Source organism: Providencia sp. PROV156, assembly GCF_028480905.1.
In the GTDB taxonomy this organism is placed as follows: domain Bacteria; phylum Pseudomonadota; class Gammaproteobacteria; order Enterobacterales; family Enterobacteriaceae; genus Providencia; species Providencia hangzhouensis.
In genome coordinates, this window is record NZ_JAMPPE010000023.1 from 41,111 (window position 1) to 68,067 (window position 26,957).

22 protein-coding genes are annotated in these 26,957 nt (G+C 39.6%); 11 read left to right on the plus strand and 11 right to left on the minus strand.

Features of this window, described 5'->3' with window-relative positions:
• Positions 1-149: 149 nt before the first annotated feature.
• The 4 genes from cdd to metG form a co-directional block, all read right to left on the minus strand.
• Positions 150-1,037, minus strand: a complete 888-nt coding sequence (gene cdd / locus PSF31_RS16040) for a cytidine deaminase (RefSeq protein ID WP_096864137.1) — start codon at positions 1,035-1,037, stop codon at positions 150-152.
• A gap of 206 nt (positions 1,038-1,243) precedes the next feature.
• On the minus strand, positions 1,244-1,939 hold the full coding sequence (locus PSF31_RS16045) for a CidB/LrgB family autolysis modulator (protein ID WP_004256514.1): 696 nt from the start codon (positions 1,937-1,939) through the stop codon (positions 1,244-1,246).
• Positions 1,939-2,406: a CidA/LrgA family protein gene (locus PSF31_RS16050; protein ID WP_096864138.1), complete on the minus strand. Its 468-nt coding sequence runs from the start codon at positions 2,404-2,406 to the stop codon at positions 1,939-1,941. Before PSF31_RS16050 ends, PSF31_RS16045 begins: the two co-directional genes overlap by 1 nt.
• 143 nt (positions 2,407-2,549) lie before the next feature.
• Positions 2,550-4,577 (minus strand): methionine--tRNA ligase, encoded by a 2,028-nt coding sequence (gene metG, locus PSF31_RS16055; RefSeq protein ID WP_096864139.1) that lies wholly within the window; start codon positions 4,575-4,577, stop codon positions 2,550-2,552.
• Between the two features lie 259 nt (positions 4,578-4,836).
• On the opposite strand from metG, the gene apbC reads away from it, so the two are divergent.
• The 6 genes from apbC (at position 4,837) to asmA (ending at position 11,167) form a co-directional block, all read left to right on the plus strand.
• Positions 4,837-5,949, plus strand: coding sequence for an iron-sulfur cluster carrier protein ApbC (gene apbC / locus PSF31_RS16060; RefSeq protein ID WP_004256506.1), 1,113 nt, complete (start codon positions 4,837-4,839; stop codon positions 5,947-5,949).
• A gap of 205 nt (positions 5,950-6,154) precedes the next feature.
• Positions 6,155-6,715 carry a LemA family protein gene (locus PSF31_RS16065; protein WP_004256501.1) on the plus strand — a complete coding sequence of 187 codons (561 nt, stop codon included), beginning with the start codon at positions 6,155-6,157 and terminating at the stop codon, positions 6,713-6,715.
• 86 nt (positions 6,716-6,801) lie between these two features.
• Positions 6,802-7,758, plus strand: coding sequence for a zinc metalloprotease HtpX (htpX, locus tag PSF31_RS16070; protein WP_004256497.1), 957 nt, complete (start codon positions 6,802-6,804; stop codon positions 7,756-7,758).
• Positions 7,759-7,936: 178 nt separating this feature from the next.
• On the plus strand, positions 7,937-8,581 hold the full coding sequence (udk, locus tag PSF31_RS16075) for a uridine kinase (RefSeq protein WP_004256495.1): 645 nt from the start codon (positions 7,937-7,939) through the stop codon (positions 8,579-8,581).
• A gap of 38 nt (positions 8,582-8,619) precedes the next feature.
• The gene (gene dcd, locus PSF31_RS16080) at positions 8,620-9,201 is read left to right on the plus strand and encodes a dCTP deaminase (protein WP_004909269.1); all 582 of its coding nucleotides are present in this window, start codon (positions 8,620-8,622) and stop codon (positions 9,199-9,201) included.
• A 127-nt stretch (positions 9,202-9,328) separates the two neighbouring features.
• Positions 9,329-11,167, plus strand: coding sequence for an outer membrane assembly protein AsmA (asmA, locus tag PSF31_RS16085; RefSeq protein ID WP_096864140.1), 1,839 nt, complete (start codon positions 9,329-9,331; stop codon positions 11,165-11,167).
• 50 nt (positions 11,168-11,217) lie between these two features.
• Here the strand turns inward: asmA and PSF31_RS16090 are convergent, their stop codons facing one another.
• Positions 11,218-11,751: a hypothetical protein gene (locus PSF31_RS16090; RefSeq protein ID WP_096864141.1), complete on the minus strand. Its 534-nt coding sequence runs from the start codon at positions 11,749-11,751 to the stop codon at positions 11,218-11,220.
• A 183-nt stretch (positions 11,752-11,934) separates the two neighbouring features.
• Positions 11,935-13,518: a TerC family protein gene (locus PSF31_RS16095; RefSeq protein WP_094960641.1), complete on the minus strand. Its 1,584-nt coding sequence runs from the start codon at positions 13,516-13,518 to the stop codon at positions 11,935-11,937.
• A 242-nt stretch (positions 13,519-13,760) separates the two neighbouring features.
• Between PSF31_RS16095 and gndA the strand changes: the two genes are divergently transcribed.
• Complete coding sequence (gene gndA, locus PSF31_RS16100; protein ID WP_004256481.1) at positions 13,761-15,167, plus strand: NADP-dependent phosphogluconate dehydrogenase; 1,407 nt, start codon at positions 13,761-13,763, stop codon at positions 15,165-15,167.
• 190 nt (positions 15,168-15,357) lie between these two features.
• Positions 15,358-16,539: a multidrug effflux MFS transporter gene (locus tag PSF31_RS16105; RefSeq protein ID WP_096864142.1), complete on the plus strand. Its 1,182-nt coding sequence runs from the start codon at positions 15,358-15,360 to the stop codon at positions 16,537-16,539.
• Between the two features lie 87 nt (positions 16,540-16,626).
• On the opposite strand, the gene PSF31_RS16110 is transcribed toward PSF31_RS16105, so the two are convergent.
• A complete protein-coding gene (locus tag PSF31_RS16110; protein WP_164560962.1) occupies positions 16,627-19,779 on the minus strand; it encodes a M66 family metalloprotease in 3,153 nt (1,050 codons plus the stop codon).
• Positions 19,780-20,080: 301 nt separating this feature from the next.
• On the opposite strand from PSF31_RS16110, the gene PSF31_RS16115 reads away from it, so the two are divergent.
• The gene (locus PSF31_RS16115) at positions 20,081-20,722 is read left to right on the plus strand and encodes a CatB-related O-acetyltransferase (protein ID WP_096864146.1); all 642 of its coding nucleotides are present in this window, start codon (positions 20,081-20,083) and stop codon (positions 20,720-20,722) included.
• Positions 20,723-20,770: 48 nt separating this feature from the next.
• Here PSF31_RS16115 and PSF31_RS16120 read toward each other — a convergent pair whose 3' ends face one another.
• Entirely contained in the window at positions 20,771-21,247 is a 477-nt protein-coding gene (locus PSF31_RS16120) for a YbaK/prolyl-tRNA synthetase associated domain-containing protein (protein ID WP_094960766.1), read from the minus strand.
• 350 nt (positions 21,248-21,597) lie between these two features.
• On the opposite strand from PSF31_RS16120, the gene PSF31_RS16125 reads away from it, so the two are divergent.
• Together PSF31_RS16125 and PSF31_RS16130 are read left to right on the plus strand one after the other, a co-directional pair.
• Positions 21,598-23,775, plus strand: a complete 2,178-nt coding sequence (locus PSF31_RS16125) for a TonB-dependent receptor (protein WP_096864147.1) — start codon at positions 21,598-21,600, stop codon at positions 23,773-23,775.
• A 67-nt stretch (positions 23,776-23,842) separates the two neighbouring features.
• Positions 23,843-24,817: an ABC transporter substrate-binding protein gene (locus tag PSF31_RS16130; protein WP_405127823.1), complete on the plus strand. Its 975-nt coding sequence runs from the start codon at positions 23,843-23,845 to the stop codon at positions 24,815-24,817.
• Positions 24,818-24,851: 34 nt separating this feature from the next.
• Here PSF31_RS16130 and hisIE read toward each other — a convergent pair whose 3' ends face one another.
• The 3 genes from hisIE to hisA are packed head-to-tail and all read right to left on the minus strand — an operon-like array spanning position 24,852 to position 26,952.
• A complete protein-coding gene (gene hisIE / locus PSF31_RS16135; protein ID WP_004256466.1) occupies positions 24,852-25,463 on the minus strand; it encodes a bifunctional phosphoribosyl-AMP cyclohydrolase/phosphoribosyl-ATP diphosphatase HisIE in 612 nt (203 codons plus the stop codon).
• A complete protein-coding gene (hisF, locus tag PSF31_RS16140; protein ID WP_094960647.1) occupies positions 25,457-26,233 on the minus strand; it encodes an imidazole glycerol phosphate synthase subunit HisF in 777 nt (258 codons plus the stop codon). Before hisF ends, hisIE begins: the two co-directional genes overlap by 7 nt.
• Complete coding sequence (hisA, locus tag PSF31_RS16145; RefSeq protein ID WP_096864148.1) at positions 26,215-26,952, minus strand: 1-(5-phosphoribosyl)-5-[(5-phosphoribosylamino)methylideneamino]imidazole-4-carboxamide isomerase; 738 nt, start codon at positions 26,950-26,952, stop codon at positions 26,215-26,217. Before hisA ends, hisF begins: the two co-directional genes overlap by 19 nt.
• Positions 26,953-26,957: the final 5 nt, after the last annotated feature.

Genomic DNA, 26,957 nt, shown 5'->3' on the forward strand with positions numbered 1-26,957 from the left:
TTAATCAAAACTAGTGAGTTCTATTATGGATGGCCACTTTGCAGGTAAATGGTTTTGTGAACAAGACTAAAGTTCTAATAGCAACTATACGGTTATTGCTGTTTATTCAATCTCCCAGCAATAACCGTTATATTTAAATAAATATAAAATTAATCCAAATAAGCTAATTCAATATTTTGGCAACCCAATGCCTGTAATGTATTTTCGGTAACATACCAATGTTTGATAATTGCATCTTGTTTTTCAACAAACTTAGCTTGGTCGATGGCGTGAATATCTTTACCTGCAAGGTTAATCATAATTAAAGCGGCTTGTAGTGGCGGTAAACTTGGGTTGAATGCGGCATTTTCTGCGTAGCGTCCGGTAAACAGTGAGCCATCTTTTAATTGTAACGCAATTCCTGAATGGGATTGGCTATAAGGTGCATGGGATTGGTTTGCAGCCTCAATTGCTGCACTTAATAACCGGTCACGGCTTTGGTTTTTATAGCCATGGTCAACAGGGTCTAGCAGTAAAGTGGTAATATTGAGGTCAGACGGCCCAAATGAGTCGGGTAAATAGTGGTGTAGTACCGCAGGTGTGCGACCTGGTAAATTCACCATAATTTTACCACCTTCACGTAATTCATTCATAAATTGGCGGCAGTGGCCACAAGGTGTGTAATTTACAGTAATTGAGGTAATCTGCGTTTCACCTTTCATCCAAGAGTGTGTCACTGCACACTGTTCTGCATGGATCACTTGGCCCATTGATACATGGCTAAATTCCATATTGGCACCAAAATACAAGTTACCACTTGCTCCACGTGCGATTGCACCCACGTTAAAATGGGAAATAGGAGTGAGGGCATAGGCAGCAGCAAAAGGCAATAATGCAAAGGCTAACTCAGCGTCGTCTACACTTGTTTCAGCTTTAATCTGTTCAACTTGTTCCGCCGTTAACATGCCTTGAAAATCAGATTTATCAATGATAGGTCTAAGTACTGACTGTAACTTTTCTGGAAGCTCGGCCCAAGCGGCCTTAAATCTTGAATGCATGAGTTACTCTCCCTATTTTAATTGTTTTTATTCTATTCAATAATACGTAGAACTATGTGTGATAATTATCACTATTTTGGATGTAATACATGAAACATATTCTTTTGTTGTGAGATATATCTCATATTTTATCAGTGTGCGTATGAGCAAGAGGCTAATGGACTCCTCTTACTCATATGCTTTGTTTTTGGCTCAGTGAATTAAGCTTAGCTAAAAAGATGTAAAATGACAGGGAATATAAATGGGGCAATAAGTGAGGTGATAACCCCACAGGTCATTAATGCAAGGGAACTATAAGCACCTTCAATGTAATTCACTTCGGCACAGCGGGCAGTGCCTAGGGCGTGGGAAGCGGTTCCCATCGCGAGCCCTCTTGAAGCGTGGGTTCGTACACGCAGTACATCAAATAAGCTATGGCCAAACATGGCGCCTAAGATCCCAACAAACAACACGCAAGCGGCACTAATCGCAGGGATCCCACCAACAGAATCAGCGACAGCCATCGCAATAGGAGTAGTTACTGATTTAGGTAAAATAGAACCCGCGATATCTGGGGTTGCCCCCAACCATAGTGCGATGGCAGCACCGCTGAACATGGCCACTAAACTACCTGCAAAACAAATGCTTAATAAAGATTTCCACTGGGCACGAATTTGGTGCATTTGTTCGTAAAGTGGAAAAGCGAGCGCAACGACTGCGGGTTGTAGTAAATCATTGAGTATTTTGCTACCTGCAAAATAGTGCTCATAAGAGGTATTCGTGATCACTAGTAATGCAATCAATACCGCAATAGTAATTAATAGTGGGTTTAAAATCGGTAACTTAAATGTGGTCGACAACTTACGCGCTAAATAAAACACCACAATGGTCAGCGGTAATGACCACCAAATATGTTCTAACATTATTCATTCCCCTTAGTTTTATCATTATTAATGACCGAAGAAATTGGGTCTTCGGGGGGTAAAGGAACGTCATCAGGTTGAGCCCCAACGACAGGGCGTTCCTTATGAATATAGTTGGAACTGATGGCGACAACCACCATAACGATTAAGGTACTAACTACACAGGAAACGATGATAGGAATCATTTGTTGGCTGAGTAATTCATAGTAATTCATTATGCCAACACCAATAGGAACAAACAGGATGGTCATATTTTTCAACAAAATGCTGCAACCGGGTTGTGCCCACTTCGCGGGGATAATTTGTAACGCAAGCAATATGAATAAAATTAACATGCCGACAATGCTGCCAGGGATGGAGAATGGAAGTAGTGTTGAGATAAGGTTTCCAATAATCAGGCAAAGGTAGAGTATTGCGAAAGCTCGCAAATATTGCCATCCCGTTATCAGTACCTGTTTAAATGACATGAGACTGGTCCTGTAATGTAATATCTATTCATCATACAATTAACTTTATTATTGTGCTACCGATCACAATAAAAAGCCAATAAAAAAGTGGGAAGTATTTAGCTTCCCACTTTTGATGAATAACAGACTAGAGCAAGTATGGGTTATTTAACTTGCATACCGGGTTGTGCACCACTGTCTGGGCTGAGTAAGAAGATATCTTTACCGCCAGGACCTGCTGCCATTACCATGCCTTCAGAAACACCGAAACGCATTTTACGTGGCGCGAGGTTGGCAACCATCACCGTTAAACGGCCTTCTAAAGCTTTAGGGTCTGGATAAGCGGAGCGAATACCAGAAAATACTTGGCGCGTTTCACCACCGATATCCAATTGCAATTTCAGTAGCTTGTCTGAGCCTTCAACAAAATCAGCTTGCTTGATTAATGCAATTCGCAGGTCAATTTTCGCAAAATCATCAAAAGTGATGGTTTCTTGAATTGGGTCATCGGCAAGTGGCCCCGTAAGTTGCTGTACGGGTTTGATGCTCTCTTTTGAGGCTTCAACCATCGCATCCACTTTTGCCATTTCAATGCGGTTAAATAGCGCTTTGAACGGTGCGACGCTGTGGTTCAGTAATGGGGTGTTAATCGCATCCCATGATAATTCACTATTTAAGAAGGCTTCAGCACGCTTAGTAAGGCCTGGTAAAACAGGTTTCAGGTACGTCATCAGAACGCGGAATAAGTTGATGCCCATCGAGCAAATATCTTGCAGTTCTTGATCTTTACCTTCTTGTTTGGCGACAACCCAAGGTGCTTTTTCATCAACATAGCGGTTTGCGATATCGGCTAATGCCATGATTTCACGGATCGCTTTGTTATATTCACGGTTGTTATAATCCTCACCGATAACTTTAGCTGCATCGATAAATTGTTGGTATAACTCTGGCTCAGCAAGGTTTGCTGATAATTTGCCATCAAAGCGTTTAGCAATAAAGCCCGCATTACGTGATGCCAAGTTAACCACTTTATTGACGATGTCGCTGTTGACGCGCTGGACGAAATCTTCCAAATTAAAATCGATGTCATCAATACGCGAAGACAGTTTTGCTGCATAGTAATAGCGCAAGCAGTCAGCATCTAAATGATCTAAATACGAACGCGCAGTAATAAATGTTCCGCGCGATTTAGACATTTTTGCCCCGTTAACCGTGACATAGCCATGAACAAACAGGTTTGTTGGTTTACGATACTGGCTACCTTCTAACATAGCAGGCCAAAACAGGCTGTGGAAATAGACGATATCTTTACCAATGAAGTGGTAAAGGTCGGTTTTCGAATCTTTATTCCAAAACTCATCAAAATCAAGATCGCCGCGTTTGTCACACAGGTTTTTAAAGGAGCCCATGTAACCGATAGGCGCATCTAACCAAACATAGAAATATTTACCCGGCGCATCAGGAATTTCAAAACCGAAATAAGGCGCATCACGGGTAATATCCCATTGTTGTAGGCCTGATTCGAACCATTCTTGCATTTTGTTGGCGACTTGTTCTTGTAAGGCGCCAGAGCGAGTCCACGCTTGAAGCATGTCGCTAAATGCAGGAAGATCAAAGAAAAAGTGTTCTGAATCACGCATTACAGGTGTAGCGCCAGAAATCACTGAACGTGGGTTAATCAGTTCTGTTGGGCTATAGGTTGCGCTACAGACTTCACAGTTATCACCATATTGGTCTTCGGCTTTACATTTTGGACAAGTGCCTTTAACGAAGCGATCCGGTAAGAACATGCCTTTTTCTGGGTCGAAAAGCTGTGAAATAGTACGGTTCTTAATAAAACCGTTATTTTTTAGTTTCCCGTAAATCAGCTCTGATAAAACTTTGTTTTCTTCACTGTGTGTGGAGTGGTAGTTATCATAACTAATGGCGAAACCAGCAAAATCGTTCTGATGCTCTTGGTTCACTGCCGCAATCATCTCTTCTGGCGTTACGCCAAGCTGTTGAGCTTTAAGCATGATTGGAGTTCCGTGCGCGTCATCGGCACAGATAAAGTGAACCTCTTTGCCGCGCATTCGCTGATAACGGACCCAAATATCAGCCTGAATGTGTTCCAGGATATGACCAAGATGGATTGAACCGTTAGCATAGGGTAACGCACAGGTTACCAGTAATTTATTCGCGACTTGAGACATAGTAACTTTCTTACTTCCATTATTTGAAAAGGGTCTTTGATGTTAACCGATCAAAACCATCGCTGCTAGGGGTATAAAATATTAATTGGAAATTTGTTTGAAAAAGAATTTTTACCTCTTCGTGGCTTTTCCTATCTCGATATAATAACTTTCTTCCTGTTCTCTGTTATGATTAATCTCAGTCAAAGTATATCCGCCCAATTTTCTGTAACTTATTCTAGGATATACATAGTTCAAAAATATAAATAAAGGAGCCGGGATGAACGATAAATCCCCCGAGCAGAACAAACCAGAACTGCTGACTGAACAAGTCTCCAAAGTTTTGGCTTCATTTACACACCCAACACTGCAACGTAATTTGATTTCTATCAAAGCGTTACATCATTGTGCAATGTTGGACAACGTGCTGCATGTCGAATTAGTTATGCCATTCGTTTGGAAAGGGCCGTTTCAAACTTTAATTAGCGAAAAAACTGCTGAATTAAAGCAACAAACAGGGGCTCATGCAGTTGAATGGAAACTGCGCCATGACATCACCACATTAAAACGTGCAAATGATTTGCCGGGTATTAATGGTGTTCGTAATATCTTAGCCGTCAGTTCGGGTAAAGGTGGTGTTGGTAAATCCAGTACTTCTGTGAACTTAGCGCTCGCACTGGCACAAGAAGGGGCGAAAGTGGGGATCCTTGATGCGGATATTTACGGCCCATCAATTCCAAATATGTTAGGCACAACTTTAGAGCGCCCAACCTCCCCAGATGGTCAGCATATGGCGCCAATTATGGCGTATGGTTTGGCGACAAACTCAATCGGTTACTTAGTGACTGATGATAACGCGATGGTCTGGCGTGGGCCAATGGCAAGCAAAGCGTTGATGCAAATGCTGCAAGATACGTTATGGCCAGATTTGGATTATTTAGTCATCGATATGCCACCGGGAACAGGTGATATCCAGCTAACACTTTCTCAAAATATCCCAGTAACCGGTGCTGTTGTGGTGACGACTCCACAAGATATCGCCTTGGTCGATGCCATGAAAGGCATTGTGATGTTTAAGAAAGTCAATGTCCCAGTGCTGGGTGTTGTTGAAAATATGAGCGCACATATTTGCAGTAATTGTGGCCATGTTGAGCCAATTTTCGGTACCGGTGGTGCTGAGAAATTAGCTGAAAAATACCATACTAAATTATTGGGACAGGTGCCTCTGCATATTTCTTTACGTGAAGACCTTGACCGTGGCCAGCCTACTGTTATGCGTGATCCTGAAGGTGAATTTGCAGATATCTACCGTGAAATTGCTTCGGGTATTTCAGCCTTGATGTATTGGGAAGGGGATAAAATCCCAACAGAGATTTCTTTCCGTGCCGTTTAATCGGTTATAGAGAAAAAAGGCTATTTAGTTTATCGCTAGATAGCCTTATTTATTGTTGATACTTTTCTTTACTAAACGTGTTTTTTAACCTTCTATTTTTCTGAATTGTTTGCGGAACATTTCTTTATTGAGTCATGTTCGCGTAGAATAACCACATCTTTTATTTAATCAGTTTTCTTTCTACGGGCAACCCGAAAAGGTGACTATGAAATTTTTAATTTTTATTGTTGTCGTGGTGCTGATCGTTATTTATTTTTATAACCGTATCGTCGCATTGCGAGAAGCTGTTATTTCGAGTGAAACAGAAATTTCAGTTCAATTAGATCGTCGTGGAAAAGTATTTGATAGCTTATTGGCAACAGTTAAAAAATATTTAAGCCATGAAAGCGAGGTGTTCAGTAAAATTACTGAGCTACGGACGCAAGCACAAACGGCGACTGGGGATAAAGCTCGTGAAGCCGAAGATGCGTTATCAAAAATGGTAACAAGTGGGGCAATTAATGTCGCGGTGGAAGCTTATCCTGAGCTAAAATCCGATGCAATTATGGCAAATTTACAAGAAGAAATCGTTTCTTCAGAAAATAAATTGTCATTTGCTAAACGTGGTTATAACCGTTCATTAGAAACTTATAATGCGTATATCGCTTCTATGCCTGCGGCACTCATTGTTGGCATTATTCCTAGCTTAAAAATTTCAAAGGAATATTGGCGTCTTGATGAAGAAACCATTAAGACTGAGGAATCACGTCGAATTAATTTTGATTAAAAGCCTTTAAACCTTTGAAGTGATAAATCATCGGGATGCCTTATGGTGTTCCGATATTTTATGAGTAGTAGATAACAGGTTACATTATGGATTTTAGAAACGTCATTCGTAAAAATAATATTCGCACACGTTTGGTGGTGATGAGCTATATTGTTTTAATGCTAATCATTGGATTACTGGCGGATATTGCAACACATCCAAATGAACAATTGGATTTGGTCGACAATGCGATGATGTTTGTGACACTTCATGAATTACCTATCGCCACTTTCATTGTTTTAGGTTTAACCTTCCTTGGGCTAATTTATATTCATTTTAGAGGCCATAAAATGATGTTAGCTGGGATGAATGCCAGAGAAATCACCCAAGAAAATGCGAATATCCCCCAAGAAAAGCAACTTTTTAATATTATTGAAGAATTAAGTTTAAGTGCCAGCTTAGGCTATATTCCTCGCTTATATATTTTAGAAACGGACGAGCCTAATGCTTTCGCAGCAGGGTGGAATAATCGTAATGCACTTGTGGGGGTGACAAGAGGCTTATTACAGACACTTAATCGGCAAGAGGTTCAAGCCGTTCTTGCTCATGAAGTTGGGCACATTATTCACGGTGATTCAAAATTAACTCTGTACGTGGGGATTTTGGCGAATGTGATTTTAACCGTGACCAATTTATTTAGTCAGATTTTTATTCGAACAGCAGGGCGCAGTCGCAATAATGCGGCGAACAAAGCGCAAATGATCCTATTAGTTCTGAATTTTGTTTTACCGTGGATAACTCAAATTCTCTATTTTTATTTATCGCGTACCCGTGAATATATGGCGGATGCCGCAGCGGTCGATCTCACTTCTGATAACCAAGCGATGATCAGCGCACTGAAAAAAATATCGGGTAAGCACGAAACCCACGAGTATGATAAGGCGAGTACAGGGCAAGCTTACCGTAAGGCCGCTTATATTTTTAATAAGGGCGATTCTGTGTTTTCAACTCACCCTTCGATTGAAAATCGCATTGCGGTATTAGAAGGAAAAAAACAGTTTTAGTGTATAAATGACATTTTGTACGCTTTGATTTACGGCATTTCCTATCTAATGGGTGTTTTTTTAGCGAACTTTGTTGAGGTATGCTGGAACAACACGCCATTACCCCCTATAATTCCGCCAACATAACATTTTGCTGTTGTGTATTTTCATTTCTAATATTTAACCAGGTTATCATTTTATGACTGACATAGCGCATCACTGTACCATTGTAGGTATATCGGGAGCCTCTGCATCTGGCAAAAGCTTAATTGCCAGTACGTTATACCGTGAATTAAGGGAACAGGTTGGTGATCATAATATCGGTGTTATTCCAGAAGATTGTTATTACAAGGACCAAGCCGATGTCCCAATGGAAGAGCGTCTTAAAGTAAATTATGACCATCCTAACTCGATGGACCACAGCTTGCTTTATGAACATCTCAAATCACTAAAAAGTGGCCAAGCAGTAGAAATTCCGCAATACGACTATGTCGCTCATACCCGTAAACAAAAAACCATCACGTTTAAACCTAAAAAAGTTATTATCATTGAAGGTATTTTATTATTAACAGATAAGCGCTTACGTGGTGAAATGGATTTTTCTATTTTTGTCGATACGCCACTTGATATTTGCTTGATGCGCCGTATTAAACGTGATGTAAATGAAAGGGGCAGAACGCTCGACTCCGTTATTGACCAATATAATAAAACGGTTCGCCCAATGTTTTTGCAATTTATTGAGCCATCAAAGCAATATGCCGATATTATAGTACCTCGCGGGGGGAAAAACCGTGTTGCGATTGATATCTTGAAAGCAAAAATTGGCGAATTCTGTCAAGATTAAACCGCGCAGAAATTAAAATAATGAAGGGGGAAACAACCATGCGTCTTTGTGACCGCGATATTATTCAATGGATGGATGATGGTAAATTAGTTATTAGCCCACGCCCACCAGTTGAACGAATCAATGGTGCAACTGCAGATGTTCGTTTAGGAAATCAATTCCGTGTTTTTCGAGGACACACGGCTGCATTTATTGACCTTAGTGGCCCTAAAGATGAGGTTAATGCCGCATTAGATCGCGTCATGAGTGATGAAATTGTGCTTGATGAAGATGAGCCCTTTTTCCTACATCCAGGTGAATTAGCACTTGCAGTGACGCTTGAGTCTGTTACGCTCCCTGATAACCTTGTCGGTTGGCTAGACGGGCGCTCTTCATTAGCGCGGTTAGGTTTGATGGTGCACGTAACAGCACATCGAATTGACCCCGGTTGGCATGGGCAAATCGTGCTAGAATTCTATAATTCAGGTAAATTACCGTTAGCGTTGCGTCCTGGCATGGTGATTGGCGCATTAAGTTTTGAGCCGTTATCTGGTAGTGCTGATCGCCCTTATAATAGCCGACAAGACGCTAAATATAAAAACCAACAAGGTGCTGTTGGTAGCCGTATCAGCGAAGACTGATAACCGGTGAACTTTGCGGAAATTGCGGCGTTTAATGGAGATTAAACAGGTAATTTCCGCCCATTTTCAGGGATAGGTGTGAGTTCATTTTTGTGGCGAGCGCAAGCGGAATTTAAGAGAGGGAAGAATGAAACGTTTTTTGACGACACTGATTATTTTACTCGTGGTAATTGTTGCAGGGTTAACCACACTTGTAATGTTGGTGAACCCGAATGATTTTCGTCATTATATTGTTGAACAGGTAGAGAAAAAAAGCGGTTATCAACTTGAATTCAACGGTGATATGCGTTGGCATGTATGGCCAACTTTAAGCATTATTACTGGCCCTGTTTCCCTTACTGCACCGAATGCCGCTAAACCCATACTAAGTGCAGATAATATGCGCTTAGATGTTGAATTATGGCCACTTATCTCCCATAAGCTTTCTGTTGAGCAAATTGTGATTGATGGTGCTGTTATCCGCAAAACACCGGATAGCGAAATCCAAACTCACCGTAATGCTCCTGTCGCGCCAGGTGGTGTGCCTACATCCCCCCCTTTACCAGAGAAAAATAGCTGGTTATTAGATATAGAAAAAATTAATATTTCTAATAGCTTAGTGATTTGGCAAACATCTAAAGATGAGTTTAACCTACGTAACATTGATTTATCACTGAAGAAAAGTGATAAAAAACAGGTCGCCGTTAAATTCAGTGGAAATCTAAATAAAAACCAACAAGAGTTTGTATTTAATCTGCGTGCAGATATCGATTTATCGGATATTAATCAAAAGATTAGTGGGAAATTAACGCAATTTGATTATAAATTGAGTGGTGTTGATTTGCCTGAAAGTGGAATTGAAGGGCAAATAACAAGTGATTTTCTCTACACCAAAGGGAAAGTAGAAAGTGCAAGTTTAAGCCATTTGGTGATAACGGCTAATGAAAGTGCCCTGTCAGGCGATGCCAGTATTCAATTAGCCGATACTCCAAAAATCATGGTCAATTTAGTGGCCGAGAAATTAGATTTAGATAACTTACTGGGGACTGTGCCTAGCAGTACCCGTATCGAATCAGAGGTGAATAATAACCGTGTTGGTGTTAAACCGGTTATTTCTGGTGCGAATCCTCAACAATATGATTTATCCAGCTTGCAGGCATTTTCCGCCAATATCAATTTAGCCATTAACCAGCTAATCTATCGTGGAATGAAGGTTAGTGACGTAGTTTTTGAGGCACAAAACCAAACACCTCGCTTGACAGTTTCAAAATTACAAGGTAAGGCATTTGATGGTGATTTTTCATTACCTGTGACATTTAATTACAGTTCAACGCCTGCCTATGTTTCAGCAAAACCTGATTTAAAAAATATCGATCTGGCTCCATTATTAAGTGCCTTCAATATGCCACAGAAGTTAAGTGGAGTAATTTCGTTAAATGCTGCGTTATCAGGGGTGGGTTATGATGATTATGCAGTAAAAAATCAATGGCAGGGGCCTGTTAATTTTGAGCTAAGAAATGCAAAATTGCAGGGGTTGAATATTCCGTTATTAATTCAGCAATCCGTTTCCAGAGTAACCAATAAAATTAATGCACCAGTGAATACGGGTAACGTCACTGAGGTTGATTCTTTCACTGTAGCAGGAAAATTAAATAAAGGTAATTTGAATATTTCCTCTATGAATGCAATGTCATCCTTAGTGAATATTAGTGGGCAAGGCCGTATAAATATCCCTAATGAAACCATTGATGTCAATTTAGGGGTTAATATTGCTAACGGCTGGGGCGGTGATTCACGTTTAGTCCAGCAATTGCAAGCGATGACCATTCCACTGCGTATTTATGGTAGTTGGAATAATTTAAAATACCAATTAGATGTGGAAAAACTACTGCGTGATGAGTTACGGACTCAAGCCAAAGAAGCGCTTGGTAATTTTTTAAAGAAAGAAGAAAATAAAGGGCTTAATGATTTATTGAATGCATTGTAACGATATATGTCATCATGGAGCCACCTAAAACAGGTGACTCCACTTAATATTTATGGTTCAAATTTGGATGGGGCTTTGTTCCCCTCCCTTAAATCAGCCGCTTTTTGCATATTATCAAGATGAGCTTGGTTACCTCTACTAACATTAAACTTATTGTTACTTTCTGCCTTACTCATCTTTTCAGTGATTGTTGATAATTTAGTCTCTAGCTTAGTGATTGTTTTTTGCTTTGAACTATTGTGTTTATATGGTGAGGAATCTAGTTTATCCTGATACGATTTAACGGATGCCGTTAGTCTATCTAGCTGTGACTTTAACTCTTTGATAGAATCATTTTGGAAAGGTCCTGATGCTTTGTCACTTAGAATATTACTTAGCTTCGATTTAATGTGACTTAATCCAGTAGTAATATCTTTATTCAGCTTAGTAATCTCTTTTTTATGGACTATTTTTTCTAAAGTTGCCACAGGGCATTTTTGATTATGATTACTAACGCTACTCGTGTTTCCACTTACACCTTTTGATGAGTTATTTATTTTTACATTCTGACTAGTATTATTTGGTTGATTGCTATTGATATACATAATATGACCTTTATTAAAGTTAATTGTATTTTATTGGTCGAATTATTCAGTGTTTCAATGCTATTTTCTTTAATAAAACGCTACTGTTTTTATTGTTAACGGGTAAAGAGATAACATCTGCGGTTTTTAGACAAAAAAATACCGACTCTATAGGCCGGTATTGTAGTAAAGAAATAAAACTAATTAGTCATCTTCAAACTCATAACCATCCCCTTCAGGGGCAGGTGGCGTGATTAACACTTTATTGACTCGGTGGCTATTGACTTCCAGTGGTTGGAAAATACAACCATTGATAGTGACTTGCTCTCCCACTTCAGGAACACGCTGCAAGTGCTCCATTAAAAGGCCTGCAATCGTTTCATATTCACGTTTATCGTCTAATTCCATAGGGATAAACATGATCAGGTCTTCAAGTGGCATAAAGCCGTTGGCAATCCAAGTACCATCATCGAGTTTTTGAATGTCGTGGCGAGAGTCATTTTCTTCATCACCAACGGGTAAATTACCCGCGATGGTTTCCATTACGTCGGTCAATGTCACTATACCTTCGATAGAACCAAACTCGTCCACAACAAAGGCAAAGTGAGTATGCGCCTTACGGAACTGCTCTAACGCTTTTAACAGAGATAGCCCTTCAGGGAATATCAATGGCTGGGTAATCAGTGCTCGTAAGTTTAATGGCTGGCCTTTTAATTGCTGTTTAACCAAATCCATTACATGTACCACCCCAACAGGTTCATCACTAATCGTTTCATCAATGACAACTAAACGTGAGTGTGGGTTTTTCTCCATTAATTGCAGTAAATCCGCAGAAGACTTATTAATGTCAAGGTAATCCACATCATGGCGTGATGTCATGATGCTTTCTACGTTACGTTGTGCCATACCTAACACACGAGCAATCATCAAGCGCTCTTGTGGGTCAAAAACCGATTGATTATCAGCGATAAGGTCAGAAGTGTGCGGGTCTAATTCCCCACGCTCATTATTACCGCTAAGAATACGTAAGACCGCTTCTGCCGTACGTTCACGTAGTGGACGTGAGCCTTTAAGGAACTTACGACGGTTAAATTGGGCAAATTGATTTAGGACTTCAATCATGATAGAGAAGCCAATTGCAGCGTATAAGTAACCTTTCGGTATGGCATAGCCAAACCCTTCGGCAACTAAGCTGAAACCAATCATCAGTAAGAAGCTTAAACACAGTATGACAATGGTTGGGTGCTGGTTAACAAAGCTAGTTAACGGTTTACTTGCCCAAATCATTAATACCATAGCAATGGTTACAGCGGCAATCATTACGCCGATATGGTCAACCATGCCGACAGCGGTGATCACGGAGTCCAGTGAGAATACGGCATCAAGAACAATAATTTGTGCAACAACAGCCCAGAAATTCGATGTCTTTCTTTGAGTATTGGTGTGTTCGTCTTTCCCCTCCAACCGCTCGTTTAGTTCCATTGTGGCTTTAAACAAGAGGAATAGACCACCCACCAACATGATTAAATCTCGAGCACTAAAAGGATGCTCAAAGAGGGTTAATATTGGTTTCGTGAGGGTAATGAGCCATGACAAGCTAAATAGAAGCACAACACGCATAATCAGGGCTAATAAAAGTCCAGTTACACGGGCTCTATCACGCAGCTTTGGCGGGAGCTTATCTGCCAGAATGGCGATGAAAACGAGGTTATCAATACCAAGAACGATTTCTAGAACGATAAGGGTAGCGAGGCCCGCCCAAATCGAAGGATCTGCGATCCATTCCATACAGTTTGTTTTACCTTCTGATATGACGGCTTATACCGACGAATGAATAATGCGGTTTGTTGAATGAAATATCAATAAAAAATCACGCTAATTGGACAATTCTTGACAAAAATGGCCTTGTATACGTCATCGATTGCATCAATAACTACCATGCTGCCCAATCCTAGGTTAATATGTGATCCCGTTAACAGAATGTCAGCACGGTCGAGGCTGACTTGGTCCTAATCAGACAGGAGTTGTTCATGTCAAAGCAGCAGATTGGTGTTGTCGGAATGGCAGTCATGGGGCGTAACCTTGCGCTCAATATTGAAAGCCGCGGTTACTCAGTGTCTATCTTTAACCGTTCTAAAGATAAAACAGACGAAGTGATTGCCGAAAATCCAGGGAAAAAATTAGTTCCCAACTATACAATTGAAGAGTTTGTTGACTCTCTGGAAAAACCTCGCCGCATCTTGTTGATGGTTAAAGCGGGTGAAGCTACGGACAAAACCATTGCCTCGCTGACTCCTCATCTGGACAAAGGGGATATCTTAATTGACGGCGGTAATACCTTATTCACTGATACTATCCGTCGTAATCGTGAATTATCCGAGCAAGGTTTTAATTTCATCGGTACTGGTGTTTCAGGTGGTGAAGAAGGCGCACTGAAAGGCCCTTCAATTATGCCGGGCGGGCAAAAAGAAGCTTATGAATTAGTTGCGCCAATCTTAAAAGAAATCGCAGCACAGGCTGAAGGCGAACCTTGTGTGACCTATATTGGTGCAGATGGTGCGGGCCACTATGTGAAAATGGTTCACAACGGTATTGAATACGGTGATATGCAATTAATCGCAGAAGCCTATTCATTATTAAAAGGTTCTTTGAACCTGAGCAACGAAGAGTTAGCTGGTATCTTTGCTGAGTGGAACAAAGGTGAGCTGAGCAGCTATTTAATTGAAATTACAGCTGATATTTTCAAGAAAAAAGATGAAGATGGTAAATATCTCGTTGATGTGATCCTCGATGAAGCGGCTAATAAAGGTACTGGTAAATGGACTAGCCAGAGTGCGCTGGATTTAGGTATTCCTCTGACTTTAATTACTGAATCTGTATTTGCGCGTTATATTTCTTTCTTAAAAGATCAGCGTGTTGCGGCATCCAAAGTATTAACGGGTCCAACCCTGAAAGCCGTTGAAGGCGATAAAAAAGACTTTATTGAAAAAGTTCGCCGTGCGCTGTATTTAGGTAAAATTGTATCTTATGCACAAGGCTTCCAACAGCTCAAAGCGGCATCGGAAGAATATAACTGGGATTTAAACTACGGTGAAATTGCAAAAATCTTCCGTGCAGGTTGTATTATTCGTGCGCAGTTCCTGCAAAAAATTACTGATGCGTATAACCAAGATGCGAAAATTGCAAACTTACTGCTAGCGCCATATTTCAAGCAAATTGCTGACGAATATCAGCAAGCACTGCGTGATGTTGTCTGCTATGGCGTACAAAATGGTATCCCAACACCGACATTCTCAGCGGCTATCTCTTATTATGATAGCTACCGTTCAGCGGTGTTGCCTGCAAACTTAATCCAAGCCCAGCGTGACTACTTCGGTGCTCACACTTATAAACGTACGGATAAAGACGGTGTTTTCCACACTGAGTGGATGGAATAAAATTCGTTATCATTAATTTTTGATAACACAAAAGGCGCTAGGTTTAGCGCCTTTTTTGACTTTGAAGAGCCGTAAAATATTTAATTTATTATTATAAGTAAATCATTAATTCGACGGTGGCTTTAGCTTTTCTATAATTTATTGCATCTCATATTTTAAAAATTAACTTTATCGAGTCTGGGCATGGTTTATGCGTAATTTTCTTATCTTATTACTTTTATTGGTATTACTTGGTCCATTAGGGATTGATTTATATTTACCAACAATACCTGATATTGCGAAGGATTTAGGAAGCAGTGAGTCGGTGATTCAATCTACAATTGCCTTGTTTATTTTAGTGTTAGGCTTAGGGCAGTTAATTTCAGGCCCATTAGTCGATAGATATGGACGAAAACCTATCGCGATTTTGGGCATGGTGTTGTACATCGTTGGTGCTGGTGTTGCCATTGTAGCAACAACACCCACAGTATTTATTGCCTCGCGTTTATTGCAAGGGGTTGCAGTCTGTTGTACTTCGGTGGTGGCATTTAGCTGTGTACGTGACCGAATGAATGGCACAGAAGCGGCCCGCGCCTTTGGTTTTTTAAATGGAACATTGAATATTGTTCCTGCGTTAGCTCCGCTGCTCGGAGGCCTGTTAGCAGAAGCGTGGGGCTGGCGAGCACCGTTCTGGTTTCTTGCTTTGTATGCGTTAGTCATATTAGTGCTGATTGTTGCCTTTTTACCTGAAACTCGCCCAGCTAATTTGTCAAAAGCAAAAGTTATCCCACTGAAAACCTATTGGCGAATTTTGGGGAATCCTCAATTTATTATTTTTGCCTTAGTGAACGCAGGCACGATGGGTATGGCATTAACATATGTATCACTTGCACCAACTGTACTGATGGGGGATGCCCAGTTAAGCCCGCTCGCGTTTTCTATAGTATTTGGTGTTAATGGTTTTTGGATCATGTTTGCCAGTTATATCGCTAATTATTTTATTCATAAAATAGGGCGGCCAACCTGTTTATTGATTGGTAGTTCAATGATGGCACTTGGCTGCTTAGGATTATTGCTAGGTTTTGTCGTATTGCCGATAGAAATACAAAGCCATTGGTTAGTCTATATGTTGCCTGTCGCTTGTGCTTGTACAGGGCTGGCCTTTATGATGGGAACGGCAACCAGTTATGCTTTAGAACCGTTTGGTAATGAAGCAGGCACTGCATCTGCCTTAGTGGGTTTTGTTCAAATGGCAGGGGGAGCAACTCTCGGACTCTGTGCAATCGGTTTGTCTATCTCACCAAAAATATCATTAGCATTAGTTATGCTGGTTGGTTGTTTGTTTGGATTACTTGCAAGAAAAGCGAGTTTATCTCTTGTTAAATCAGCATAGAGTAGATCGTTTAAAGATTTTATTTTTCATTATGTCGTATATAGTTATCACTAATTAATTTAGTAATTAGTGATAACTTAGATAAAATTATGTAATATCACCATTAATTGTTGTTAGGAGTCTATTCTTCTTTATTTCAATTTCTCTAGAATGGATAATTTTATTATTAATATAAAGATTAGCTTTTATGGGTTTTAAACTTCGCTCAATATTAACATGAAATTTATTCATCATCTCTTCATTTGAACGGAAGTTATGAAGTTGGTACTGGCTTATTGTCCCATCTTCAAAAATAACCTCTAAATATGGCATTTGAGTGTCTATATTTTTATCATGGCTATAAACCATGCCATAAGAACCATATAAAGAAGGGTAGATATAGCTATCAATTACATCTTTAGGGTCATAGAACCCCATTAAGGTCACAACAGGTACTCCTTGTTTATAGGGAACTTTATAGAGGATTGTTTCATTATTATCTTTTCTCTTCCAATTGTAACCATCTGAAATGTAGCAAATTAAATCATTTTTTTTGATTGGTTCAATCTGGTTGTTAATATAAAGCTCACTATCGAAATCTGCGCCTGATTCTATTCTTAAAATAGCATTTTTATTATTTTCATTTGCTAATGGAATGTTGATTTTTGGGGCGTGATAACCATTTCCATTATAAATAATAATATTTTTATTTTTTTTCAATAGTGAATTTAAATCGTTAGTTGTAATATCTGAGCCATTTATTGCAGTAAACTCGACGGTATTGAATTGTGATAGCTCTAAATATGCATCTACCATCTCTTTTGTTTTTGGAACCCATTTTTTATATCCTGTTTTTGATTCTGCACTAAATACATATTTACTTTCTAATCTATTTTGAATTGCAATGAAAGAGTTAGGCGTATAAGCAGTATAAGCGTTGTAACGAGTATCATAAAATTCACCTCCACTCATTGCGTCATGATTTAATTTACCATCTTGATATATATTGGGAATAAAATAGTTATTATCTGAATCCCATAGCCAGGTTGAATTTTTTTTATTTGCAACTGCATGGGAGCCGCCTTCATCTCCCCCATGATAATCACCTAAACCAAAATTGTGACCGAATTCATGGCTAAGCTCATTACTATCTGTCCTATTTAATGTTGCTTTACCTCCACCACCAGACCAGCCGTGGACGACTCTACCATTTTTATACATTCCGACAGAGTTATAGGCAGTTATCTGGGAGGTTGGAACAAAGGAATCAGCATCTGGAGCTGAACTATTTATGCCATAATTTGCGGTGTTAACACCATTAGCATAAAAAGATTTAGTGATCCACTCTCGCATGCTGCCACTATGGCCTCCTCCTTCATCCGGTGCATTATCTGTAAATACTTGGCCATTAGGCATGACCACTTTTAACAAATGGATAGGTTCGTAGCGGGAGACAATTAATTTTTTTACCGGGATCGTTTGATAATATTGGCGATTTAATTCAAATTTATCTAGAAATAGAAGTGTGTCTCTTGGTGGTGTAAGCAACCCTATATCAAAAGTATTAATGAGTAATTCATTTGGTGCACCTACATCAATGTTAGATAATATGCTTTTCTGACCTTGATAATTAAATTCAAGTTTTATTTCTGGATGGATATATTCTTTTGGGATTGTAGTAGACCATGTTTTATCTATATATTCCAAGTTGCTAATGAAATTTTCTTTGTTATTCTGATTAATAGGGATCCATTTTTTATCTAAATCATAGACAAAAAGGACGTTTTCACCTGTTTGTAACTTTATAGTGTTTTTTCCATAATGAATGTAACTGTTATACGATGCATTAGAGCTAAACAGTATTTTCTTATTATGGAATGCATCATTTTTATTTAATGTGAAGTCACGACTCCAATTACCATCACTAGTCAATATTTTTATTGAGTCATTATTCTTTATTAGATTATTTAAATAATTTCTTTTTTTCGAAGCCTCAATGATTAATTCATTTTCATCTAAAGTTATATCAAATTTATTAGGGTATGAGTTGTTGATTTTTGATGTGTTACTAGAATAAATAGGGATGTTTTTCCATTTGCCATTTGAATTACAATGGAATAATAATATACTGTCTTTTTTTAGCTCGAAAACTTTATTTGTAGTGTGGATGAATGTTGACTCTTTAGCTTCTGATGTGAAAATAATTTTCTTAGATGTGAAATTTTTATTCTGTTTTAGTGTGAATTTTTTGATTCTATCATAATCCATTTTCATTATTTTTATGGTGGAGTTTTGTTCTAGAATTTCCTCAAAAAAATCTGCATCTACTTTTTCCCCATCGATATCTGGCAGGTTTCCAATTTCAAAATAAATAATTGGAAGAGTGTTTGAGGTTGCTTTTCTAGGGGGGCTGTAATATTTTATTTGTTTAGCATCATTTTTTGTTAGCCAATGTCCATTTTCATCACATATAAAAAGGGTGGATGATTTTGACGGTAATATAGAAGTGTTATTGCCATAATTAACTTCAATATCGTTATTGTCAGTGTTGTGTAATTTTATAGTTTTACCTTTATATTTGATGCTATTATTTAGAATGAAAGGTGTTTTTATATTGTTATGATTAAGTTTTAAATTTATTTTGTTATTATCTAAAATTGTTTCGTGTAAGTAATTTTGATTTTTGGAAATTTCAATTAATTCACTATTAGATCTCATGACAAGGTCGAAATTTACCGGTGATTTGAAATCACGAGGTAATAAATTAGTTTCTCTTATACTATTATTTGCAATTTTTGGCAGTTTAGATGGCGGGGATAGTGGTTTTTGCATGATTAAATTATGATTTTTATCATAAATATTTAATTGAATTGGATTTTCTTCTGGGATATGAGTATGCGGTTTAAACATAATTAAAGTCTTACGTTCCTTAACTAGTTTTGGCTTACTATCTCCATCTATATGGAGTTTAGATGGAATAATATTAGCTTGGGCGAAAAATACATTTCCTTTTAATTCACCATCTACATCACTAGAGTGCTGGTTGTTATTAAAGTAATGATTGGTTTTCCCATTTTCAAAAAATGAGAGATTACCGAAGGATTTGTTTATTTCTGTTATTAAATGCCAATAATCTAGAATGGAGTTAGACTTATTTATAGTATCTATATAATAATCATTGTTTCCTATTGATAAAATATGGCTTTTTAAACTGTTAATCAGTAATGATGGTGAAGTCGTACTTAAGTTTTTATTTGGCATAAAATATTATCTTATCTATTTGTTGTTTCGTAGAAGCTGGTCAAATTTTTAGTTGATGGTAAGATAAAATATCTTTAAAAAAAAGATGAATTGTTTAATAGTTACTCCTAAATGATACTCTAAGTATTGGAAAGCTCACCATGAGTGAGGAAATTAATATTATTTGAACTAGTGAGGTTAAAATGAATAACTCATTACTAAAAAAGCCAATGATTACTTAGTGTGATGTATTTTGAACGCGGATACATCACCATAGAATGCGTTCTATGGTAAATATAAACGAATTAAAAGGTTTAGTACCATGAATCAAAAGCATTGGTCAAAATACGAGCTCCTTCATGAGGTTGTACAAAATCCCAATATCCATATTAAAGGTAAGCATAGTTATTATAGCGACTGCTGGGATAACGGGTTTGAGCGGTCAGTTGTGCGTTATCTACAAGGTGATGAACAAAGCCGAGATTGGCAGCTAGCATGGAATGTTGACCAACTTTATATCGGTGATTATGTCTGTATTGGTAGCGAAGCTGTGATATTAATGGGAGGGAATCATACTCACCGAATGGATTGGTTTTGCTTATATCCTTTTCTTGAATTTATTGAAGAAGCTTATGTAGGAAAAGGCGACACAGTGATTGGCGACGGAGCCTGGGTTGGCATGCGAGCCTTTATCATGCCCGGAGTTAAAATAGGTGAAGGAGCTGTAATTGCTGCTAATAGTGTAGTGGTCAAAGATGTCGAGCCTTACTCCATTGTGGGAGGGAACCCTGCAAAGCCGATTAACTACCGCTTCTCACACGATGTAATTACTGAACTATTAGCATTGAAAATCTATGATTGGTCGGAGGAAAAATTTACCGCATTAAAGCGGTTTATTTGTGGATCAGATTTTGTGGCATTAAAAAATGCCAGTCAGGAATATGATCAGCGATTGATGAGTTAGTTTTTCTTATTGGGGGTATTCTGTGGAATACCCTTTTTTAATACAAAACTAATTTTCTTCTGTGCGAATAAACTCAACTAAAGTTGGCGCGGCTATTCTTTGATAATCTTCGGTATTTAAAATAATAGAGCGCTCTAATGTACCTGCATTAAAGGCGAGTTCCTCAAAACGTTCAAATAATAGTGGGTCAGCAATTAACTTTAAATTAGGGTGAAAACTAAAAGGCGGAATAGCCCCGAACACACATTGGGTGAGCTCATCGACTTCCTTTGGGCTTGCTAGAGATGCGCGAGTTCCACCAATAGCTATGGCAACCTTACTTAAATCAGCCTGTTTATCAGCAGGTAAAATTGCCAGTACGTGTTGGCGGACCCCATTTCCTTTTACATGGCATACTAGTCCTTTTGCCCCTTGCCCAAGCTGCGTGCCACGTATTTTTGCCACTTCTTCCGATTTCCCGGCTGTGGGATGCTCCATCACACGATATTTTGCATTATTTTTATCAAGTAACTGTGTGAGTTGCATAAAAATAGAATTTTCAGACACTGTTTTTTCCCTTTAAAACCACATCAATAATAAGGAATGATAACAAGTTAATTAAGAGATACAACTGCGAAATATAGCGAGCTAAAATCCATAAATTTGGAAAATGTTATAAATTGCATATCAGATGCGGTTTTTAACTATATTGTTAATCTATTTTTGGGTTTTGTTGTCATATCTTCTGGTGAATTAATTATTATAAATAAAATCAATGGGTTAATTTTTTATTTTTTTATTTTGATTGAGAATACATCTTATTAAGGATTGAGTTTGATCATTTACGCTGCATTTTATTATCGGTAATATAAAATTTTATATAACGAAAAGATAATATGACACGTAAATTTAATTTATATCTCATTATGCCGCTTATTGCAGGGATCGCACCGTCTATTGTTGTAGCACAAGTTTCTGAGCAACTAGCTAAACCTAAGCAAGATAGAATGTTAGTCACCGCAGCGCCAAGTGATGTAACCATGGAAGCACAGGCTGGTGCTGGCTTTTTTACATCGCAAATTGATATTGGTCCATTAGGCAACCGTGAGTGGATTGATACGCCATATTCTACAACCACGATTAGCCGCGAAATGATTAATAACCAACAAGCTAAAAGTTTGAGTGAGTTATTGAAATATGCGCCAAGTACACAGATGCAGGCCCGCGGAGGGATGGATGTAGGGCGCCCACAAAGCCGAGGTATGCAGGGTGGTGTGGTAACGAATAGCCGTCTTGACGATTTGTATATGGTGTCAACGACAGCATTCCCCGTGGAAATGTTGGATAGAGTGGACATTATTAATAGCTTGACGGGAGCATTGTATGGCCCTGCAAGTCCCGCAGGGCAATTTAATTTCACCACAAAACGCCCAGAGGATATTCAGCGTTTTTCTTTAGGTTACCAAAGCCGTAATGCCTATAGTGGGCATGCTGATTTAGGCGGTTATTTTGATGCTGATAAACGTTTTGGGTATCGCCTTAATTTGTTGGATGAAGAGGGAACAGGCAGCCTTAAAGAGAGTACATTACGCCGTAAGTTAGCCTCTGTGGCGCTTGATTGGAATATTCAACCGGGAACACAGCTTCAGTTTAATGCCAGCCACTATAATTTTGTGCAAAAAGGTTATGTGGGTAGTTTTAGTTATGGCTCTGCTATCAAATTACCAAAAGCACCTAACCCACAAGATAAAAATTTAGCATTGCATACCGCAGGAAATGATTTAACCACTGATACCGTTAGTACTCGATTAATTCATGATTTTAATGAGGATTGGGCACTAAAAGCGGCAATTGGTTATCAGCAAGCGGATAGGGCGATGCGTACGGTGACAAGTACCATTCAAGATAACAATGGAACCATTAGCCGCTCATTAAGTGATTCTCCTGCTTCGGGACGTTTTCGTGTGTTGAGTAATTCAGTGGTAATTAATGGTCATGTAGACACAGGCTCTATTGGTCATGATTTATCATTAGCGACGAATGGCTATGTTTGGTCGATTTATAGTGCAAAAGACAAGAGCGTGAGACGTGATTTGGGGCAAACCAATATGCACCGCCCGTCGCCAATGGAAGAGCCATCGGATGGCAAAATTCATACGGGAGGTTCACGTTATAAATCAGCTGAAAATAGCCAACAAAGTATCACTGTCGGTGACACAATCACGTTTGATTCACAATGGTCAGCCATGTTTTATCTCAGCCAAAGTTGGATTGAAAGCCGTAGCTTTGATAAACAAAACCACAAAACCAGCCAGACCAATGACCATGGCCTCAGCCCTCAAGCAGCATTGATGTATAAAATTACCCCTCAGGTGATGACTTATATTAGCTATGCTGATTCGTTAGAAGAGGGGGATACCGCGCCGATGAATCAAAACCTGAAAAATGAAGGGCAGACTTTAGACCCTTATCGTAGCAAACAATATGAATTGGGTATTAAAGCCGATGTAGCAGATTTAAACCTTAGTGCTGCGGTATTCCATTTGGAGCGGCCATTTGCCTACGCGGGGGATGACAACGTGTTCCGCAAACAAGGTGAACAAGTAAACCGAGGGCTAGAGCTCACGGCAACCGGCCATGTTTGGCAAGGGCTAAATGTCTATAGCGGCGTGACTTTCTTAGATCCAAAACTCAAAGATACCAAGTTCACGACAACGCGTGATAAACGTGTTGTTGGTGTGCCGAAAGTTCAAGCCAATATGTTAGTGGAATACAGTTTACCGACAATGCCAGAACTGGTGTACAGCGCTAATGTGCACTATACAGGAAAACGAGCTGCTAATGACACCAATACTAGTTGGGCAGGTAGCTACACAACATTGGATTTAGGAACTCGTTATAGTACAAAAATCAATCAAGTTCCAACGACGGTCAGATTATCCGTCAATAACGTAACGGATGAGCGCTATTGGGCTTCCATTTTTCCATCAGGTATCAATGGAGAAGGGAAAGGGGGAAGTGCTTTTTTAGGTTCAGGCCGTGAAGTTCGCGCAACGGTTACGTTTGATTTCTAATTATAACAATCTAGGAGTATGCCGTTTTACGTTAAGGTGAAACGGCGTGAAAAATATGAGAAAAACCATTTTTCTGCAATCGGTCATTTTACTGTTTGGACTACTAATGAGTAGCGCAATACAGGCGAAGACAGATAACCCCGAATTGCGTATTGCAACACCGTGGCCAGCACAAAATACTATTATTATGATGCTAGGTTACGGTGAGCAAATTGTCGGCACATCGATGATCGCGAAAAAAATTCCATTATTTCGCCAAATGTTACCCAATATTGATGATGTTCCAGTGATCAGTATTAGCAATCAATTAAACCCAGAACAAATCATTTCATTACGTACGGAGTTACTGTTCATTGCTAAAGGAATGGAAGTCCCACAACGTGATTTATTAGAAAATGCAGGGATGAAACTGGTTGAATACCCAGCGAATTCATTAAAATCGTTACAAGAAAGGGTTCAAGCCACAGCAAAAGAGCTGGGCCCTGATGCGCAAAGTAAAGCTATTGAATATCAACGCTATTTTGACCGTAATATCGTATTAGTTAATGAACGACTAAAAGGGCTCACTGATGCAGAAAAACGGACGGTATACCACAGTATGGGGAACGTGTTATTTACGTCTGGCCGCCCATCATTAAATCAAGATTGGATGGATTTAGCAGGGGCAAAAAATGTGGCTGAGACTTGGTTTTCGGATAAAAAAAATAATTCAGGTGAGGTCTTGTTGGAAAGCATTATTACTGCGAACCCTGATGTGATTGTTGCGATGAATAAAGAAGATGCTAATATCATACTCACATCTCCTCAATGGAAAGCAATTAGCGCGGTAAAAAACCAGCAGGTATATGTGAACCCAAAGGGAATGTTTTGGTGGTGCCGAGAAACGTCAGAGGAGGCATTGCAGTTTCTGTGGCTAGCACAAACACTGTACCCAGAGCGCTTTGTGGATATCGATATGCAACAAGAAACGGCTGATTTCTATCTGAAATTCTTTGGTATTTCATTGAGCGATGCGCAAATCGATAATATTTTGCACCCATAAAATAAAACTGCCAGCGAGGCTGGCAGCCTGTTATTTATTGATGACGCTCTTTTAAACGTTTGATTATCGTGCTTAAATCCAGCTCTTGGTCTTGTAGTAAGACTAATAAGTGGTACATCAAATCCGCGGCTTCGTTAGTCAATTCAGCGCGGTCATTAACGGTTGCCGCCAGAGCGGTTTCAACACCTTCTTCACCCACTTTTTGAGCAATACGTTTAGTACCGCTAGCATATAAACGCGCGGTATAGGAGCTTTCAGGAGAGGCAGTTTTGCGTTCTTTTAGTAATGTTTCTAACTCAAATAAAAAGCCCCAGTCACTTTGTGCGGGCGCGAAGCAGCTTTGTGTACCGTTATGGCAAGTTGGGCCATCCGGCAGTGCGAGAGCCAGTAGCGTATCACTGTCACAATCAGGGTAGATATCCACCAAATTTAGAAAATGATTGGAGGTTTCGCCTTTCGTCCACAAACGTTGTTTTGTACGAGAAAAAAAAGTGACTTTACGGCTGTCTAAGGTGACTTGCAATGCTTCTGGGTTCATATACCCAAGCATTAGCACGTCACCTGAAACGGCGTGTTGTACGATAACAGGCATCAGGTTATCGACTTTTTGCCATGCAAGTTGGCTGCATTGTTCTGTGGTTAACATACTCTAATTTGAACTCCGTTTTCGGCTAGGTATTGTTTTAAGTCACCGATATTAATAATTTGTTTATGAAATACAGAAGCGGCTAAAGCACCGTCAACACCTGCGTCAGTGAAGGCATCAAGAAAATGCACTTTTTCACCTGCGCCGCCAGAGGCAATCAAGGGCACTTGGCAGACTTCACGGACTTTTTTGAGTTGTTGTAGATCATACCCTTGGCGTACACCATCTTGGTTCATCATATTTAACACAATTTCACCCGCGCCACGTTGTTGTACTTCTTTTACCCAATCAAGGGTTTTCCACGTGGTTTGTGTGGTACGTTTTTCATCGCCAGTAAATTGGTAAACGAGATATTCACCTGAGCTTTCATCGAACCAAGTGTCAATACCGACAACGATACATTGTACGCCAAAGCGTTCAGCTAAACGGCTGATTAATGTAGGGTCGGATAATGCCGGGGAGTTGATGGAAATTTTATCTGCGCCAAAAGACAGAATTTGCGCGGCATCGTCAACGCTTTTAATCCCACCTGCAACACAAAAAGGAATATCAATCACTTCGGCGACTTTGGCAACCCAGCTTTTGTCTACCACTCGGCCATCAGAAGAGGCGGTAATATCATAAAACACCAGCTCGTCTGCGCCTTCTTGGGCGTAGCGTTGTGCTAATGGAACAATATCACCGATGATTTCGTGATTACGAAATTGGACACCTTTAACCACTTGCCCATCACGGACGTCTAAGCAAGGAATTATGCGTTTTGCCAACATTTGATTGCCTCCGTAACGGTGAATTTACCTTCTAATAGCGCACGACCAACAATCACGCCAGCTGCACCAGATGGCGGAATAGCCGCGATATCATCTAGATCGCCAATTCCCCCTGATGCCTGAAAGGCAATATCAGGGAATTTTTGGCTAATTTCTTGGTATAAATTCACATTAGAACCCGCCAATGTTCCATCTTTGGAAATATCAGTACAAAGGACGTGTTTTAAGCCATAAGGGCGATATATTTCAATGGCTTGCTCTAAAGTTAAATTTGAATTCTCCTGCCAGCCGCTGATGGCAATTTCTTTTACGCCTTTGTCATTAATGCGTACATCTAACGCAAGCACAATGGCTTCCCCACCATAGGTTTCAAACCATGTTTTGACTAGCTCCGGTTTGGTCACTGCCGTTGAGCCGATGACGACACGGGTCGCTCCGGCTTCCAGTAAGGCTTTAACATCTTCTTCGGTACGAATACCACCACCAACTTGTACGGGAACACTCACGCCAGCTAATAATTTTTTGAGCAGTGGAATTTGGCGTTTTTGCGGGTCTTTCGCACCTGTTAAATCCACGAGGTGCAATAGTTTTGCCCCTTCTTTTTCATATTGCTGCAAACGTGGGAGTGGGTCATTGCCATAATCAGTTTGTTTGGCGTAATCCCCTTGGTGCAATCGCACCACAGTGCCATCGATTAAATCTAATGCGGGAATGATCATGGTAA

Bases quoted from the DNA above. Each gene is read 5' to 3' on its own strand.
- cdd (WP_096864137.1), bottom strand. From the start codon at position 1,037: ATGCATTCAAGATTTAAGGCCGCTTGGGCCGAGCTTCCAGAAAAGTTA.
- PSF31_RS16045 (WP_004256514.1), bottom strand. From the start codon at position 1,939: ATGTTAGAACATATTTGGTGGTCATTACCGCTGACCATTGTGGTGTTT.
- PSF31_RS16050 (WP_096864138.1), bottom strand. From the start codon at position 2,406: ATGTCATTTAAACAGGTACTGATAACGGGATGGCAATATTTGCGAGCT.
- metG (WP_096864139.1), bottom strand. From the start codon at position 4,577: ATGTCTCAAGTCGCGAATAAATTACTGGTAACCTGTGCGTTACCCTAT.
- apbC (WP_004256506.1), top strand. From the start codon at position 4,837: ATGAACGATAAATCCCCCGAGCAGAACAAACCAGAACTGCTGACTGAA.
- PSF31_RS16065 (WP_004256501.1), top strand. From the start codon at position 6,155: ATGAAATTTTTAATTTTTATTGTTGTCGTGGTGCTGATCGTTATTTAT.
- htpX (WP_004256497.1), top strand. From the start codon at position 6,802: ATGGATTTTAGAAACGTCATTCGTAAAAATAATATTCGCACACGTTTG.
- udk (WP_004256495.1), top strand. From the start codon at position 7,937: ATGACTGACATAGCGCATCACTGTACCATTGTAGGTATATCGGGAGCC.
- dcd (WP_004909269.1), top strand. From the start codon at position 8,620: ATGCGTCTTTGTGACCGCGATATTATTCAATGGATGGATGATGGTAAA.
- asmA (WP_096864140.1), top strand. From the start codon at position 9,329: ATGAAACGTTTTTTGACGACACTGATTATTTTACTCGTGGTAATTGTT.
- PSF31_RS16090 (WP_096864141.1), bottom strand. From the start codon at position 11,751: ATGTATATCAATAGCAATCAACCAAATAATACTAGTCAGAATGTAAAA.
- PSF31_RS16095 (WP_094960641.1), bottom strand. From the start codon at position 13,518: ATGGAATGGATCGCAGATCCTTCGATTTGGGCGGGCCTCGCTACCCTT.
- gndA (WP_004256481.1), top strand. From the start codon at position 13,761: ATGTCAAAGCAGCAGATTGGTGTTGTCGGAATGGCAGTCATGGGGCGT.
- PSF31_RS16105 (WP_096864142.1), top strand. From the start codon at position 15,358: ATGCGTAATTTTCTTATCTTATTACTTTTATTGGTATTACTTGGTCCA.
- PSF31_RS16110 (WP_164560962.1), bottom strand. From the start codon at position 19,779: ATGCCAAATAAAAACTTAAGTACGACTTCACCATCATTACTGATTAAC.
- PSF31_RS16115 (WP_096864146.1), top strand. From the start codon at position 20,081: ATGAATCAAAAGCATTGGTCAAAATACGAGCTCCTTCATGAGGTTGTA.
- PSF31_RS16120 (WP_094960766.1), bottom strand. From the start codon at position 21,247: ATGCAACTCACACAGTTACTTGATAAAAATAATGCAAAATATCGTGTG.
- PSF31_RS16125 (WP_096864147.1), top strand. From the start codon at position 21,598: ATGACACGTAAATTTAATTTATATCTCATTATGCCGCTTATTGCAGGG.
- hisIE (WP_004256466.1), bottom strand. From the start codon at position 25,463: ATGTTAACCACAGAACAATGCAGCCAACTTGCATGGCAAAAAGTCGAT.
- hisF (WP_094960647.1), bottom strand. From the start codon at position 26,233: ATGTTGGCAAAACGCATAATTCCTTGCTTAGACGTCCGTGATGGGCAA.
- hisA (WP_096864148.1), bottom strand. From the start codon at position 26,952: ATGATCATTCCCGCATTAGATTTAATCGATGGCACTGTGGTGCGATTG.